The organism is Clostridium porci, assembly GCF_009696375.1.
Lineage (GTDB): Bacteria > Bacillota > Clostridia > Lachnospirales > Lachnospiraceae > Enterocloster > Enterocloster porci.
The window spans coordinates 18104-34841 of record NZ_VUMD01000027.1 but is presented as its reverse complement, the minus strand read 5'-3'; the positions used below and the strand labels follow the sequence as shown (position 1 = coordinate 34841).

The following is a 16738-nucleotide window of genomic DNA, read 5'->3' as shown; positions in this document are numbered from 1 at the left end:
CCGCCTGCTCTTGACATGCAGCGATAGTTGTTGTTATAAATAAAACAAGGGCTGAACATCCCAAAAGGTACTTTCAGCCCAGTTATATCATAGAAGATCGTATTTACAGACTTTTCTTCACACACTCCTTTTCGTAATTGCCGATTACAATCCTCCAATGGCATCTGCCGTGTAAATCAGTCCTCTGACTGCTTCTAGATACTTGAAATAGGCGAATAAGGTCACTCAGTTATCGTGCCACAATTTATAGATTTTCGGGTACTAATCTCATTTATCCTTAAATAATTTCAGTTCATTTAAGGCAGATTATTCGGTTGGTGCTGCGTATACATGCTTTAGATCTGCCATTTGTTTTGAGACACTCCCCATTCCCTTTCCTCGAAGGTCATGTATGTCGCCTCTTCATATGTCAAGAGTATCATTAGGGCCGCTCTTTGTAGCGGCCCTAATGATGTAATAGCTAAATTCCAAATTCTTTAAATAATTTTTCACGATATTCAGTATCGGTAGTAGTTCGTTTCACTTCATCATAACGATTGGCCTCAATGAGTTGATTTATTAAGATAGCCATTCGCTGTGTACCTTCTACAAGACCTTCTGCGCGGCCTTCTTCTCGTCCTATTTCTCTATTTTCTCTATCTCTCTGTAATAACGTCATATATTCCGCCTCCAATTCTTCACTATGCTTTATTTCAGTTACCTTTTTATGGATTTCTTTGATTAAAGGGCTTTTGGCCTGGGAAGCAAAGTCATCTGTTGAATTCTCTACATAGGCCAGAAATTCCTTCATCTCTTCATCTACATCTTCGATTGCTCCCTTAGTATTCAAAAATATTTTTGTGGTTCCATCATCTAAGAGCAGATTCGGATTCTCTTTGCAGGTATTACGAAAGGTGTATATGTGACGGGCTTCTTTAAAGGGATCAAACGTGCAAATAAAGATTACAAAGCTGTTTTTAAGATTCCCATAAAGTTCACCCGCAGCGATTAAATCCAAATCGATGTTTCCCTGATAGTAGCGGCTGCGTTTTGGCAAATCATCGTGGTTAGTGCGTTGCATCTCGCAGTTATAAACAGTTCCCTCATCGTCACTCACATAAATGTCAAGCCGGATTCCTTTGCTCTCTAAAAGCATATCTATTGTTCTCTGGCTATTTGTCAGAACCACTTTTTTAATAGATATATTGAGTATTTTCTCCAGTACCTTTCGGCATATTTCCTGATCGCTCATTACTTTGGCAAAGAGAAAGTCGTCCTCAAGGTTTAGCACTTCAATTTGTTTGCCCATATTGGCTCCTTTTCACTTATCCTTAAGTATGTCAGTATTTGTCCGTTCTCATGTCAATCATTGTTTAACACTGGTTTCTACTAATATTATATCAGATTACCCTCTCAGATTCAACGAAAGGCTGGAGACTACACGGAAATTTAATAAATTATGTGCAGAATCCGGGGCTGCCGGGCCGTCTTACAATCGTAGTTGATTTAAAAATGGAACCGATTCATTGAGTAGATTGGCAGGGTAATTCTCTTTCCATCTACGTTGCCGTGAGTATTGTCAGCCAGATAGAGCAGGAAATCCACATTTCCAGCCTCTAATGCTGCCTTTGCTGTGTCCACGGCCAAAGTATCATCATTCATCCTAATCGCATACCGTGTCCTCTTCTCCAGGCTCTGCACATAAAAATCAATCTCGCCGTCTTGAAAGGAAGCGAATGCTGGTGTCTCAAAGGTAATTTCGCTCGGAAAATCCAGGCGTTTTGCCAGATTGATATAGACATAGTTAATGCTGGCAGGTGACATGCTGTTCTACGTTCATGGTTTCCTCTTTTCTTTCTTCAAATATCATCTCTTTCTGTAACTCCTTCCATAATTGTAAGTTGTCCATATCTGAAAACCAGGTATGAATGTTGTCATTGATAATAGTTCCGATATCCTCTAGCTGGGTGCAATCATAGGCGCCGGTTGCGGCCTGTTCAAAGTCATCCAGACTTTCGTGAAACTGCTGTCTTAGGCTTCGGCTTATGATCCGGCCAACGAGCGGGATATCCATAGCTACCAGACAGCGCTCAAAGGTTGTGTGCCGGCTTGCTTCGGTGGAGGCCCAGAGGTTATCATAGGATTTAACTCCAAATCCCTCTAAGCGGATCATCTTTTCCCGGTGCATATCCAGGTGTGTTGAGTGTGCTATTCCGATTCCTCAAAAGCAGAATTTGCTCTTGGCGGAACATTAAATTTCTACCATGAATCATACCCTTTGTAATTATTCCACTGCTTGCGGCACAATTACTCCGGCTCTTTTTCAATTCGTTCAACAGATGGAAGAACCTCTTTGCAGTTTCTCTAAAGTATTATATCAGAATAAACAAATGTTTTCTACATACGAGTGCAACTGCCAAGAATAAAATCCTCAGTCTATCTGAGGACTTTATTCTTATCAGTTTTCGTGCGGCAGGAACTATCCTTCAGCTCCTGCTGCTGTTTACACATTGAAATCGATTTTTTGTGTTATCATTATTCCAGACTGGAACTGTATCTCTATTTTATTCTCATTGATAACTCGTACTGTTTTCAGAAGCCGTCTCACCAGTTCATCATCAAATTCCCGTTTGAGATAACCCGCTTTTTTCATATACTGCTCCATATCTTTCACACGCTGTTCATATGCATCCGCTAATTGGCGCTCTTTGAGTTTCTTTGCCCTCTGCTTTTTCAGCGCCTTCATCTGGTTTGCAATCACACGGTATTCTTTATCAAAGTCCTCGTCTGCGGTCTGCTTTCCGGCACTTTCTTCGATCAGCTCCAGCATCTTTTGCTGAAGTACTTCGATTTGCTTATCATATAGAAGCGTCCCTATGCAATAGTGATATACAAGGTGCTTGTCGCTGGCTCTGATACGGTGTCCTTTGTATTTGTAAATTTTCATAAACGTTCCTTTCTTAAAACTCTGCGGAATTGTTATCATTGATACAAACTACTTCTAACAATAAAATTCCTTTATCGAAACTTTTTCCTATGACTTTTAAAACAGTTCCTCGGTCAAACAATAGTTCCCTTTCCCATTTATATATAAATAATATTTCATTTATATATGCACCATATGTTCCAACAGGGACGTTAATTTTTAATCTAACTTTTCCTTTAAATATTCTTTTGGGGCGATATAAAAAGGAACTCATAAATCCAGTTTCAATCAACACATCTCCAACGGAAACTTTTTGTATTGTTGTATTATTGCTCTCTAGTAATTTAATATGTGCTTCTCGATAAACAGTAATATTTTTATCAATAGTACCTTTTTTTAGTGCTTTTGATATATTATCTACATCAATATTTTTTATATTGTTTCTAGCGTCATTATTTATCTTTTTTGAAGATAATTTATATTTCTTCAAACTTTTAATTTCGCTTTTTGTTAGTTTAGTTATCCATTTCCGATAAAGTTCCTTTCCATATTTTTTTGCTTCACTTTTGTTTAACTCTATAAACATACGATACCTCCATATAAAATAATTTCATATAGAATTATACCGTGAAGAAATCGAAAAAAGCATAAAATAAAATTTATTTTTTGGATTGTGTATTTATTGTTTGATTGCCTTTATTTTTCAATACAATATCCTCTGCCTTTACATACCAGTCCACATCTGCACCCGTATAGGTCTTTCTTGATACCGTATCGGCTACTGGATTGACAAGTTCCACGACTGCATTGTACGGAAATTCCCTTAACGGTACTTCTGGCGGTACAGACACGGGGATAATTCCACCATGCAGACTGCACTTCAAATCATAGATACGCTTTTTAAGCTGGGTACTCGGTGTCCCGTCCTCATTCTGCAAGAACACATCACGCACCGCTGTAAATTTTAATTCTCCAAATGTTTTCTCTTTGTCAATGACAAACCCGTTTGATAATCTCATAAATTCTTCACTCCTTTACTTTTCTTCAACTACGACAATATCATCAGCGATTAACACATAATCGGTATGTCCCATATCCCCGATTGCGTAACCTCTGCCGTATAACTTCGGATTGACAAGTTTTACTTTCTGCTCATACTTGAAATGCTTTTCGCCAGCCTGCATGGGAATTTCCACGACAACATTTTCGCCTTTCTGTACGTCAGAATAAAGATTGTAGCTTCGTCTGGCTAAGACCCTGCGGTTATTTTTATCTCTTTCAAAGACTGGCTCACTTTCGCCTGCAAATTCAAGAGTTCCAAAAGACTGTGCCATATCTGGCACGACATATTTCATTTCCATATTGTTTTACCTCGTTTCTTTCTATATTTGATAAGTTAATTTATTGCGATTTCTTATTCTGGCGGTTCGGGAAGTACCAGCAATCCCACAGATAGTAAAGGGTAAAATCAATGCTTACGCACCCTTGACCATACGTGTTCTTGCAGGTATAGGGCAGACAAGCCAGAATAAGCGAAAGTCTGCCGTTTGACAGCTTCGGCGGAGAGCGTGATTTTCCTTTTCTCATATCGTTACCGCCTTATGATTTCTTCATTTTACGGCGTTTGTAAAGATATGTTCCAGCTAGTCCACCAGCAGATGTAAGCAACATCACAAGAAATGCCATGACATTTGTACTGTCGCCCGTTTTGGGACTGTCGCTAGGTCGGTTTGGCTTCTCTGGTGTCTGTGGTGTTTCGGGTTTTTCTGGTTCTTCTGGGACTTCTGGTTTTCCTTAAAGGTAATTGTCTGTCCCTCGTCGTCAATGTCCTTATGTTCGGTAACTTTCTTCGGTTCGTCTGGATTGCTCAAATCGTACAATTCTTCAAAAGTTACAAGCTGTTTGCCGTCAAGAGAAGTAGCGTCAAAGGTAAAGGCAACTTCTACTTTCATAGTCTCGTTGTCAGCGGTAAAGGTGTAATCACTTTCCACACGTTCTCCATTGATAAGAAGCTCTGCATTTTCTTCTTTCAACATCTGCCAGCCTACAAGTTTATACTGTGTACCGATTTCTAAGCCCTCTAAGGTTACGGTATCAACGATTGTAACGTCTTTTCCAGCTTCAAGCTCTTTGTTGTCGTCTTTATCGGTAGCAGTCGTATGAATTTTGATGATACGCTCTGTGATAAGTACCGTTTGCCCGTCGTCCGCAATGTCCTTGTGTTCCGCAACTTTTACGGGTTCGTCTGAATTGCTTAAATCATATAATTCTTCAAAGGTAACAATGTTCTTGCCACCTAAAGCAGACGCATTGAATGTATAGGAAATTTCCACTTTCATTTCTTCATCATCAGCGATAAAAGTATAATCATTTTCTACACGTTTACCGTCAATAATAAGTTCTGCGTTTTCTTCCTTTAACATCTGCCAGCCTTTCAACTGATACTTTGTGCCTTTTGTAAGCCCGTCTAATTTCACAGTATCAACGATTGTTACCTCTTTTCCTGCAAGGATAGTTTTTTCTCCATCTTTGCTGGTCGCTGTGGTATGGATAGAGATTTCTTTTTCGTATTCATCAGTCAAAGTCCCTAAATCAATCACAAGGTTATTTCTTGATACCACGATTTCAAAAGGTGGGATAAGCTCAAAGCCTTTGTTGCTGTTGCAACGCATTTCCTCAATGATATAGGTATCATAAGGCAATGCCCCTTTGCTGTCGTCTGATTCAGAAGTCCCCAACCATACACCGTCCTCGCTGGTTTTTCCTGCGTTTGTATTGTGCTTATGAGAAGCCCAGTCAGCAGAAGTGGAGAATTGCCCGTTATCGTCAGTTACTACGATATGACTTTCTCCCGTCGTCTTGCTTGTGATCCTAAACGGAACATCAGCAAGACGCTTGTGTGTACCTGCACCGATTTTCACGCCCTCAATATCTCCACGCTTAATCTGATTGTAGATAGAGTGGGCTTCGTCGGTTAAGTCCACGATTTTTCCATTCTCTGTGATTGAGAAATCAATGGGCTTCGCACCGTCTGTCAAGTAACCGTCGGGAGCTTCACTCTCAACGATACGGAAATTTCCATAAGGTAAGAGGTCAGCAGAAGTAGAAGCGATACCCTCAATATCCGTATGGATTGTCTTTACAACTTCATTTTTCTTGTATAGCTTGCCCTCAACCAATACAGAATTATCATTTAAGGAAATAATGTCAAAAGCAGTATCTTTCAAAGTGGCACTTCCTTGTGGTTTGGTATCGCCCGTTTCTAAATCTCGTTTCTGAATTTTGACACCGCCACGAATGACTTTATCTGATACAGAAAACTGGTTACTTCCAGTTAATACAGCAAGGTCGCCGTCCTCTGTAATCTGTGTAAGGTATAAGCCTTTTATCTGTTCTTCGCTACCGTTCGCCTGCATATATGCACCGTCCAATAAGTAGCCCGTTGGCGATTTCGTTTCTTCAACGGTTAGTGTACCAAGAGGTAACACCGCTTTGCCGTCCTGCATATAGAAGCTGTCGTCAGATACTTTGTAAGTATCAGCTAATTTTGTGATGTAATGAATTGTCCCGTTGCTGTCTGTTTCAGCGATTGTCTTTGTAACCCATGTACGAGTAGCTTCGGCAGGGAGATTGTCTTTGTTATAGAAGCCTGCATAATACTTCCATGTGAACTCTGCTCCCTCTAAAGAAGCGTTCCCCTGCGGATTGTCTTTCTGCGTTTCCATGTCAATCTTGAAAAGCTCAATCAAAGTGTCCGTAACTTTTGGCGTATCAGATACTTTCAAAGTCGCTGTCTTTCCAGCTTCAACCTTTAAGGGATATACAGTTGTATCAACCTTAAATCCTAAAGATGCAGACAATTCTTTGATATATACGGTAGTAGCTTTGACCTCTACAACATCTGTATTTCCGTTTTCATCAGTCGTAAGGGGCGCAAGCTGTTTTGTACAGTCTTTATCAGCAAAGACACCGTATGTTGCACCAGCAATAGAGTAGTTTCCGTTACCATCAGTAATACTGTTATTACTGGAAGTCTTTTGAAGTGTTGCATTTCCGACATTCAGTTTCGCCCAGAATTGCCCTAATTCCTGCCCCTCGCCAGAGTAGATATAACTGCCACATTCATAGCGTCCTTTATTTTCTTTGACAAAGGCTTTCACACCAGCGAAAACTTCGTCCTGCGTAACCTTTGGAATTTCATCATAAGAAGCTCGCACGTTGTCGCATTGCCAGCCAAGATGTACGCTTAATCTCTGCCAAACAACACATTGTTCCAACAGATAAACTTGTTTGTAATTCAATTCTTTGTGAGCTTCGCCATACTGTTTGACATACTCTAAGGATAACGCCACATCTGAAATCTGGTCGGCACTCATGCGTGAGCTTGTGTCAGCTTTGGTCTTGTAGCCATTCTTAAAATCTGTATTGATGTCAATACAATAGGCAGTTTCGCCCTCAACTTTCATCATGCCCTCATTAAATGTAGAACCGATAGAACCGTCATTCATTACTTTTTCAATGATACCGACACGCTCTGCACTTTCCGTCCAGTATTGCTTGCTTTCTGCATGAACAGGTGTACTCGGTAAAGCAGTAACGACAGTTGCAAGAGCTAAGAAGCCCGTACACAATCGTTTCAATATCTTTTTCATAATTCTAAAAACTCCTTTCATTTTGGGTAAAAAAATAGACGCTCATTTCTGAACGTCTGCATTGAAAAGGGATACTCTTTTTACAAGTACCCCTCAAATTCAATATTTAATTTGTTGTGTTCCCACACTCTATATCAACAACTACTGAAACATTGATATAGTTTTTTATCTCTTTATTTCTGATTTTATCGCCCTCACTTGTAAAGACGATATGCTTAAAAAAGTGCCTAAAATTAAGGATTTCTACATAGTTCGTCTTTGTAGCAACACACAAGTCTCCACATGCCATGAGTGTGCAATAAAGATGCACATCTCTTGGCTTTTCGTTAAGCCTTGGATTCAAAAATGATGCAACAGTCCCTTTAAAGAACCTGCAAAAAAATCAGCATGATGCACCACCTTGCACCTGCCATAGAAAAAGATTAGATTTGTTTTTGAGATACAGGTCTGACTGACCTGCGTGTGATTTGTGTTCTGCTCTTTCTCTATGGTACGTTCCTATCTGTATAACTTCGAGGATATTGTACCACAGATTGTTTATTTCGGAAATTACTTTTCAGTAAAAATGGGCAGAAGAAAACCTCCAAATCTTTGGGACCTTGGAGGCTTGATTCTGGCCACTTTTCGTTCCATTACCTAAAACAATGGCATCGTCAAAAGTACACTATTTAAGGAAAATAGCACTTTTTCATATAACTTGAATAAATCTTGATATACACACACATTTGAAACAACTGCACATATTTCAGAAATAAAGCTTATCCCTACCAAAAAAGTTTCTATAGCAATAATTTTTTCAGTGGTATTTGAATAATATTGTGTACTATACACACTCTTGAAAATTCCTTTCAAGAGATTCATGGGTATCAATGTAAGTGCTGTTGTGAACGTACCGGCTAACGCAGAAACTACAACACCAACAATCATATTAAAGGATTCATTTTTAATCTCTTCCAACTCATCCATCAAACCAACAATATAATCTTTTGTGTTTTCTGTTGAATTTTCATAATTATACTGTATTACTTCAATCTTATTCTGCTGTATTTGCAATCTACTTATTTGACAGATTTCCCATATTGATACTCCACTGTTAATAAAAAAGATTATTGCTAATAGTATACACACTGCCTTGTACTTGAATTCAGCTTCCGTCTCCAAATAATCACTATACATCTCACACTGCTCCTTTGTACATGTTTTCAAATAATTATCTTATGCAAAAAGCAGGTCTTACGACCTGCTTCTTCTTGGTTGGGAATCTATACCCTAAAAATCATTTTTGTAGAGTTGTTAACTCTATTCTTCTTAGTTGGGAGTCTATACCCTAAATTCTTAAGCAGAGCATCTCGCTCTTTTCTTGATTAGATTATAACATATCCCTTTCAAAGATACAAGAAAAATTACAAATTTTTTGCCTCATTAAAAATTACATCAATGCCATCCTTAACAAGCTGCTTATCCAAAGAATATGTTACACCCTTTATTGTTTCCTTAATCTGTACTAACAATTCATCAATTTGTTCTTTATCGGGACTTTCCTCTTTCCTTAATTTTACAATTCGATAAGCCATATCCTTTGCCTTTGATATTAACTCAGCTTCATAAGCGCCTTTTAAGATTTCGACCCTCTCATCTTGCGGAATACTATATACCATCTCTCTAAGACCTAAAAATAACAGTTTATGGAAAATATGCTTTTCCATCTGACATTCCTTTACTGCACTGCCTTCTTTTAAAGCAATAAATCTATCAGCATTAACTGTTCTAACCTGATTGTATACTGCGTATGTATCATTAGATTTTAATGAAGATGGCAAACTATTCATCGCTCCTAATTTTATTTTATTCACACCGACTCCATTAGGTGCACTCGTAAGTGGCATGACAATAAATGTTGCTTTATCATTATTTCTCTTTAATACCACTGCCAAATGCCTGCCATCAAATTCACAATCCCGAACCGGATCAAGAATCACATTATAAATGTATCCTACTTTTATATCACTAAACCGCATCTTCTGTCTCCCTTTTCTTCGGTTATCTTATAATAGTATACAGCGTTTAATTCTTTTTCTCAATAAAAATTTCCCTATTGGATATATTCATAATTACATATGATTTTCCGTAATGACTTCATATTCTGACAGTAGTTGTGTAACCTTACTCCTCCAGCTTACCTTTCAGTATTTATTAATATCTAAACACGTCTCTTGAATTTTCATAAAATACATCTGCCATATCTATTTTAATTATCTCTGATATTTTTAATATGGCTCTCTTAAGCTCTTTTTCTATTTCTTCAATGTGTTGAACTTTGAATGTAAATGGTGCATCTGTTTCCAACAACATGCGTTCAACAGGTACAGTATTATCTCCAATCCTGATTTTGTTTTTAACATACTTGGATTAATCGAAAAATAGCATCCTAATTCTATTGCTTTCTCTAGCTGTGGTATTGTACCAGTAAACCAGTGGAAGATATATTTATTACTTCTTTGTGTTCTGTATTCTCTCAGAATTTCAATAACTGTATTTGCCGACTTAAGGGAATGAACCGAAACCACTTTTTCTCCACACTGTTCACATAAGTTGACAATATCACGAAATACATGCATTTGAACTTCTTTTGTCTGAATATATTCTTTGCTAAAATCCAAGCCTACTTCCCCAATATAGTGACTTTTTTCAAATAATGTCTTAAACAAGCTCATATCATCATAGCCACTAGAAATTAATTGGGGATGCATCCCTAATCCAACTTTAATACGAGGATTATTTCTGCAAAACTGTACTTCTCGATCATATGCCTTGGGGGTAGTACCAACTGCAAATAGACTCATATCAGAATTCTGCATCTCCTTTATAAATCCTGCCATGTTGTCCATTAAATCCAAATGACAATGTGCATCATAAATCATTGTTACTACCCTCTTCAGCTAAATTATTCTGTATAAAATTATCTACTTCCAATAAACCTCTCACATATATATCAGCCAATTCCTGCAAATATTCATCATCTTGCGGTAATGGTCCCGGCTTATGTATATAGAATAAAGCACGATTACTATCCTGTTTTATTTTATCAATTGCATACTGGAAAGAACGCAATTGGATTCCCATTCCTTCTGAATTTTTACTTTGCATTTCATGAATAGATGTCTCGGTATATACAGTTCCATCACTACCAAAAGCTTTATACATCGCTGCTCTTCTAATTAAACAAGGAACACGATACCCACAATGTTGCGGACTAAGTTTTTTTCATCTTGCTTTTCCTGGTGATGAACATGAAAACGATAACTTCATAGTCTCATACAGCACATCTCTATTTTTACATTCCGCTGCCATTTCTCCCTTGGTTTTATTCCAATAAGGATTTTTCACTGACATACCTAGTCCTAATCCCTGCAGTAACTCATTCCATAAAAAAAGATAAAACGGATGTGTTGTTCTCGTACTAAACGAACCTACCCTTGTTTCATCTAATGGTACATTCAATGCAATTAGACCATTTTCAGGGACCAACAATTCACTAATATTATCCATTCCAGACATTGCAAAAATCGCATAACCAATAAAAAGAAATGATCTACTTCTTGTATTATTATCATTACCACCTTCCGGAATGTAATTATTGGGAAATACCATCCATAAGTCGAGCCAAGTATGTAATACATCTGGATATAGCAGTTCAAATTTATCCACTATATTTTTTTGAGCATTTTTTGTAAGTCCTTCACCTGCATGACTTATCAGCAAGGTATTTTTCTTGTCTTCCATTAAATTAATAGTACTTATAAGACTATCCATTCCTCCAGAGAACAATGATACTTCATCATATTTATTTGATTTTTCTCCTATTTCATCCGGTTTACTAAACTGCCACATTCTACTTGACAATGTAATTTTCCATAAATCTCCTGTAAGAAATTTAAGCATACGTTCAACCGTATAAATCTGTGTTTCCCACAATTCTACATTTGATACCGGTATTTCTAATTCGATTTCTCTCGACCAAGAGTCTTGTCCATGTACCACTCTCTCAATTCGTGTATCTGCCAAATAAACCATTGTTGCCAGAGACATAATATCAAATCCAATTTCAGTGGGATATACATTTTCTTTATATAATTTCTCCTTAACATAGTTTAATCCATAATTTAGTTCACCCGCAGAAAGCATAGGTACCTCAACAATAACTGTACCATCCTCTCTCCTTGACTCTATATTCTGAATTTCATAATTTGCTCTTAACCTATATCGATTCATTCATTTTCACCCGCACTTACCATAATATCAAATGCTTCCTTATACACTTGATTTACTATTCTTAGCGAATCTCCCTGTCGAATATTCCCTGTCTGTATGTTCAGATTGGCTACCGCATCAGATACAGAACCTTTAACAAAGTCTTTCATTTGAACTATTATACTGTCCGATGTAGCCCTATCCTGTGGCAACAAAATAATCTTATTTCCAATATCATTCGTAATTCTACTAAATATAGCATTTGCCATAGTACGTTCCACAATTACCATAATCTGTTCAGAGGTCAAATCCTCAAATTTAATTGTAGCTATCTCTGGTGATTCTTCTATTGCAGAAATATATGCTGACCGCGCAATGCCTTCATCTTGTGGTCCTCCATCCGGACAAACAAAATCAGTAATAGCAATAAATGCATCACTTGCAGTCTTATGGGAAAGGTTTTCAATAGAAAGATATTGCTCGACAGCTCTTGCTCCGCCTGAAGCAAATGCACCCGCAATATTTAACAATCTCGCTGTACTGCTTCTGGCTGCTCCCATTCTTTGCGTTGCATTTGAACTACCACCTAAAGAATTTCTTATGTAATTAGAAACACTTTTCCGCCCTAAACTGCTATCCCGTCCACCAGAATTTATATATCTTGTAAATTCACCACGTGGTGCTGTAAAACGATCCGCATCACCTGTCGGTGGAATTTGATTACCATTGACACCTTGAGGCGTTTCATTTTGCATATTTTCATCAGGTTCCTGTAACCATGATGGTACTAGCGGTGTTCCTCCTTTTTGTCCTCCATTATGTGTTGATGTTCCCATTATCAATCACCTCACATCTTTTTTAAAGCAGCCTTCACAACTGATGTACCGCTACTTTTAAGTTTATCAAAATATTGATTTAAAGTCTTTCTTTCTTCACAGTCCTTCGAAATAGCTTTATCCCATCCATGTATAATCCACACACCAACATTAGAAACAGGAATAGCATCTATAAAATTTACCAAACTTTTCCGAAGTTCAGGTTTATTCTGTACCAATATAATTAAACCATCTGTTCCCTTCGGTTTCGTATCAAATTGACCTCTTTCCATGATTTTTTGAACAACAACATCAAACACTTGGTCAGATTCTTGACTTGTCAAGTTTTGCAAATCCTCAATATGTCCAACAATCGTCATTTCATCTCTAAAAAGCAAATCAACAACTTCTGATAAATCATTTTGAGAAAATTTACCTGAAAAGTAATCAATCTTTTCTTTGCAAGCATAATAATATGGTCTCAAGTCTTTATCAGTAATTTCCGGTTTCGTAATAAGCCATTCCCCAATCTTATTTAAATCATACCAACGCTCTTTTGATTCCACTGCTTCCTTGTCTTCGACTATTTTTTGAATATCAGAAAGTATTTCCGGGATTTCTCCCCATTTTCCTTCTGAATCCAAATGATTAGGTAATTCTTTATAAAAATCTGTTTCATAATATTCTGCCAGCATCATCTTTGCTAAAATTGCAAGTTCCAGTTCATCTCCAAACCCACGATTCTTCGCAATTTCATAACGTAACAGTAGCATATTTACAAACCGTTTTATCTTCCTTGGATTTCCATCTGTATTCTGTGCTAGCAAATGGCATATTTGTGTCGCAATCAATACTTCATTTGCAGCCTTCTCATAATCAGTTCCAAGAAGCCCTTTTACATCGTCAACTGTGAGACTTTCTACATTCCACGGCTTCCTAATTCTTGATAATCCTTCTTCTCTCAGCTTTTTATAATTGGGATTTTCATCAGCAAAAACCGAACCTACCATAAGCAACATTATGTATATACAAGCCTCTACCTCGCCTAACGCAGGAATTCTAAATGGAATCTGAATCAATTTTTCTAAATATCTATTTGCAAAAGCGTCTCCTGTATTAAATTTATTTTCGTCAATTGCATCTGGAAAATGCTTTTTGACTGCATAACGTATCATACTTTCATCTGCTGCAATTACAAACGCTGTTTTTTCTGTAAACATAAACAATCTTACTGCTTCTAATGTATTGATTGCCACATCCGGTAAACATCTATCCAAATCATCAATTAATACAATAAGTTTTTCAATAGATGAATCCTCTAACAATTCATTAAAATTATCCTAAAATTCAGAAAATTGTTTATTACTTGATGTATCTTCCGTAATGTTGGCATCCTTTAAATAGCCACCAATAGACTCAATTGCCCCAGCAATTCCTTCTTCGGTGGTTACTGTTGCTTTTAAAAGATCCATCGTTGAGGATAGTAATGTAAGCGGTGCAGTACCTGTAGCAAGTCCCAGTGCTGTTTTTCCAGCAGTCTTGGCTACGCTCATCCAATTTATATTTCCCCACAGTTTTTTTAATATTTCTCCAACCTTTACACCAAGTTTTTCTTTTTTTTCAAGTTCTGAAATAATAGAACTCATTAAAGCAACTTTTGAATCTTCAAATCCTTGATGCTTCCAACCATTAAAACGAATACATGCATACTTTTTACCTGACTCTGTGGCAGACATCTTTACTTCATTTTCTACCATTTCAAGGATACTAGATTTGCCTGTGCCCCAATCTCCATGAATACCGATAGAAATTGGCTGCTCTTTACTGTCTTTAATAAGAGAAACTATTGTCTTTGCTTCTTTGCTATCGCTTCATTATTAAGTAAATCGACTTTGGTTTCATTATCAGATAAAATCATCTTTCTAGCTCCTCCATTAATCTTTTCTCACTTTCTTTAAACAATCATTGAGAATTTACGTCCTTTAATACCCCTTCTATTTCAGTGCAAATTCTCTTATATGGTAAGGGCTCATTATTATATGCCTCCCATGGAATATAAATATATATATTATCCTTCCTGGAAAGCATCTGGGACTTAATATCTTTTCTCTCCAAATAATCCTCATCATTTCTACCATAAACTTCTATAACTATTTTTCTATTTGTCCCTTCAAATTCTATAATGCCATCTTCCAAATATTTGTCCCCATAGGCACCATATCCATACTCAAAAGGCTTATAAAAGAATACACCTTTTTCCTTGAATCTATTTCGATTCATTATTTCACAAATGGCATTATACATTTGCACTTCATAATTACTCTCAGAAAACAACCCATAATCGTTTATCAAAAGAAATCGTAGGCTATACATTGCATACTTATCTCTAAATCCTGCTAAAATAATATTTCTATTAGATAGGTCATTTGTCGCGTATGTATTTTCGTACTCCTCAAGTGCTCTAATTAATTCTCGTGTATATACAGGAACCGATAATGCCTTACCATCTTTCTCTTCTTTTGTTACCAAACGCGTAATTCTATCATCTACTCTATACGGAGGTATCTCTGCCAATTCTTTATATACAAATTCCAGACCATCTTTTAGACGGCTTAAATCAGCAATACATTTTTTCTTAGCACCTATCCTTGTCCTCTTTTCCGCCCAAAACATTTTCTTAATCATTACATCTGTTTTAGGATACTCTGTATCTTTATTCCCTTTGTAAAATGCAACATGCTTAAATGTAAGCATATTCATCTTTTTTATCATTGCAGAAATTGTAATTTCTCCTTGCTGATGGCGAGGATATCTTCTACCTCCCCCATCATGATTTCGTGGAACATTCTCATTTGGTTCATCATCGTTTTGTTCCTGATGTATTAGTGGTTCTGATAAATGAACCCGGACCTCCCCTGTCTCATCATCAATCAAAAAACCAGCATTATAGTCGCGTTTGTCTAAGTATACTTTCGATTTCGGGCACCAATCCTCGTGTTCTGCTTGTTTTCCTTGACTACATGGATATATTGCCCAATTTCCGTTACGAACCTTATATTCACAATTTCCATTACAGTTGCAAAAAATCTTCATGTTTTCATTTTTGCATTTATCGTATAATGACTTTTTTTCGTACTTATCCATTTCGTTTGGACATAATATTTCATCTTTACTGGTTTTTATTCTAAACTGTGCCATTTTTCTTTCCTCAAAATCAACAATAAATTCACAACCTCTTCTTTTTCAACATTATACATCAATTTAAATATAACTCCAACCAAAATCTATTACAATAAGTTTACGCCAACAATAAAACGCCCGGCTGTCCAGGCATTTTATTCTTGCCATAAATCCTATGAATTTCACAGGCAGGAACCTTGTTCACTATTTAGTTGTCATTCCTGCCTGAGATTTACTCGCTTACCATTTCCTGTTCCATGACAATCCCCGACTGGAACTGTATGGTCAGCTTATCTGCTGAGTCTACTTTTATGGTGGCAATCAGTCTTCTGACTAAGTCGTTGTCAAATTCCGGTGTATGATCTGTGCCCTCCTGTAGAAAGTCATCCATGTCTTTGACTCTCTGCTCATAATTGGCTGCCAATTTTTTCTTTCTACGGGCCTCTATTTGTTCTTCTTTTAAGGCATTGATTTCTTCTGATATCCTGAGGTATTTTTCATCGAAGTCATCGGTGTAGGAACTGATTTTTGCATTCTCTGCAATCAGTGCCACCATCTCTTCCTGCTTTGCCCTGATTTTCGCATCGAATTCATCTGGCTCCTGTTCCCTGCCGTAGCTGCCGATTACCCGGATGACATTCTGCCTTAAGGCTGCCGCAAAGTTCCCTTCATTTTTTGTGATGCGGCGGATGGCTTCCATGACTGCCCGGTTCAGTGCCGCTTCTTCCAAAGTCGGTGAATTTTTGCAGTGTTTGGTGCCGTTGGTAAGACGGTTACTGCATCTCCACACTATCTTCTTTTTGCCGTTTCTGGACCAGGTGACCCTTCGGTATTCCTGTCCGCATTCCTCACACAGCAGGATTCCCGTCAGCGCGTATTCTGAAGAAAACTTGCTTTTCATGTTTTTCTTTCGGGTGACTGCTGATTTACAAACC

General features: G+C 37.4%; 17 protein-coding genes and 2 pseudogenes. All 19 read right to left on the bottom strand.

Going from position 1 to position 16738, the window contains the following annotated elements:
- Positions 1-460: 460 nt before the first annotated feature.
- The 19 genes and pseudogenes from FYJ39_RS18940 to FYJ39_RS21625 all read right to left on the bottom strand — a co-directional run bounded on the left by FYJ39_RS18940 (position 461) and on the right by FYJ39_RS21625 (position 16704).
- Positions 461-1288, bottom strand: a complete 828-nt coding sequence (locus tag FYJ39_RS18940) for an Rpn family recombination-promoting nuclease/putative transposase (protein WP_154473916.1) — start codon at positions 1286-1288, stop codon at positions 461-463.
- Between the two features lie 197 nt (positions 1289-1485).
- On the bottom strand, positions 1486-1803 hold the full coding sequence (locus FYJ39_RS18935) for a hypothetical protein (protein WP_154473915.1): 318 nt from the start codon (positions 1801-1803) through the stop codon (positions 1486-1488).
- Entirely contained in the window at positions 1784-2152 is a 369-nt protein-coding gene (locus FYJ39_RS18930; RefSeq protein WP_235919893.1) for a helix-hairpin-helix domain-containing protein, read from the bottom strand. Before FYJ39_RS18930 ends, FYJ39_RS18935 begins: the two co-directional genes overlap by 20 nt.
- A gap of 330 nt (positions 2153-2482) precedes the next feature.
- Complete coding sequence (locus tag FYJ39_RS18925) at positions 2483-2926, bottom strand: Site-specific recombinase (protein WP_154473913.1); 444 nt, start codon at positions 2924-2926, stop codon at positions 2483-2485.
- A 13-nt stretch (positions 2927-2939) separates the two neighbouring features.
- The gene (locus tag FYJ39_RS18920) at positions 2940-3491 is read right to left on the bottom strand and encodes an ADP-ribosyltransferase (protein WP_154473912.1); all 552 of its coding nucleotides are present in this window, start codon (positions 3489-3491) and stop codon (positions 2940-2942) included.
- 73 nt (positions 3492-3564) lie between these two features.
- Complete coding sequence (locus tag FYJ39_RS18915; RefSeq protein ID WP_154473911.1) at positions 3565-3924, bottom strand: YdcP family protein; 360 nt, start codon at positions 3922-3924, stop codon at positions 3565-3567.
- Between the two features lie 15 nt (positions 3925-3939).
- Positions 3940-4266, bottom strand: coding sequence for a YdcP family protein (locus tag FYJ39_RS18910; RefSeq protein WP_154473910.1), 327 nt, complete (start codon positions 4264-4266; stop codon positions 3940-3942).
- Between the two features lie 40 nt (positions 4267-4306).
- The gene (locus FYJ39_RS18905; RefSeq protein WP_154473909.1) at positions 4307-4492 is read right to left on the bottom strand and encodes a hypothetical protein; all 186 of its coding nucleotides are present in this window, start codon (positions 4490-4492) and stop codon (positions 4307-4309) included.
- Positions 4493-4504: 12 nt separating this feature from the next.
- Positions 4505-7557 (bottom strand): annotated as a pseudogene (locus tag FYJ39_RS18900) (SrtB-anchored collagen-binding adhesin).
- 636 nt (positions 7558-8193) lie between these two features.
- The gene (locus FYJ39_RS18895; RefSeq protein ID WP_154473908.1) at positions 8194-8733 is read right to left on the bottom strand and encodes a hypothetical protein; all 540 of its coding nucleotides are present in this window, start codon (positions 8731-8733) and stop codon (positions 8194-8196) included.
- Positions 8734-8960: 227 nt separating this feature from the next.
- A complete protein-coding gene (locus FYJ39_RS18890) occupies positions 8961-9575 on the bottom strand; it encodes a type II toxin-antitoxin system PemK/MazF family toxin (protein ID WP_154473907.1) in 615 nt (204 codons plus the stop codon).
- A 276-nt stretch (positions 9576-9851) separates the two neighbouring features.
- Positions 9852-10478: a TatD family hydrolase gene (locus FYJ39_RS18880; protein ID WP_154473905.1), complete on the bottom strand. Its 627-nt coding sequence runs from the start codon at positions 10476-10478 to the stop codon at positions 9852-9854.
- Positions 10468-10761: a hypothetical protein gene (locus FYJ39_RS18875; protein ID WP_154473904.1), complete on the bottom strand. Its 294-nt coding sequence runs from the start codon at positions 10759-10761 to the stop codon at positions 10468-10470. The genes FYJ39_RS18880 and FYJ39_RS18875 overlap by 11 nt, the downstream gene beginning before the upstream one ends.
- Positions 10762-10821: 60 nt before the next feature.
- Positions 10822-11829 carry a Qat anti-phage system QueC-like protein QatC gene (qatC, locus tag FYJ39_RS18870; RefSeq protein ID WP_154473903.1) on the bottom strand — a complete coding sequence of 336 codons (1008 nt, stop codon included), beginning with the start codon at positions 11827-11829 and terminating at the stop codon, positions 10822-10824.
- Positions 11826-12644: a Qat anti-phage system associated protein QatB gene (qatB, locus tag FYJ39_RS18865; RefSeq protein WP_154473902.1), complete on the bottom strand. Its 819-nt coding sequence runs from the start codon at positions 12642-12644 to the stop codon at positions 11826-11828. Before qatB ends, qatC begins: the two co-directional genes overlap by 4 nt.
- A gap of 11 nt (positions 12645-12655) precedes the next feature.
- Entirely contained in the window at positions 12656-13948 is a 1293-nt protein-coding gene (locus tag FYJ39_RS18860) for a KAP family P-loop NTPase fold protein (RefSeq protein ID WP_154473901.1), read from the bottom strand.
- A 15-nt stretch (positions 13949-13963) separates the two neighbouring features.
- Positions 13964-14473, bottom strand: a pseudogene (locus tag FYJ39_RS21415) (P-loop NTPase fold protein); the annotation flags it as partial.
- A 112-nt stretch (positions 14474-14585) separates the two neighbouring features.
- On the bottom strand, positions 14586-15821 hold the full coding sequence (locus FYJ39_RS18850) for a hypothetical protein (RefSeq protein ID WP_154473899.1): 1236 nt from the start codon (positions 15819-15821) through the stop codon (positions 14586-14588).
- A gap of 214 nt (positions 15822-16035) precedes the next feature.
- Complete coding sequence (locus tag FYJ39_RS21625) at positions 16036-16704, bottom strand: zinc ribbon domain-containing protein (RefSeq protein ID WP_407923865.1); 669 nt, start codon at positions 16702-16704, stop codon at positions 16036-16038.
- Between the last annotated feature and the right edge of the window lie 34 nt (positions 16705-16738).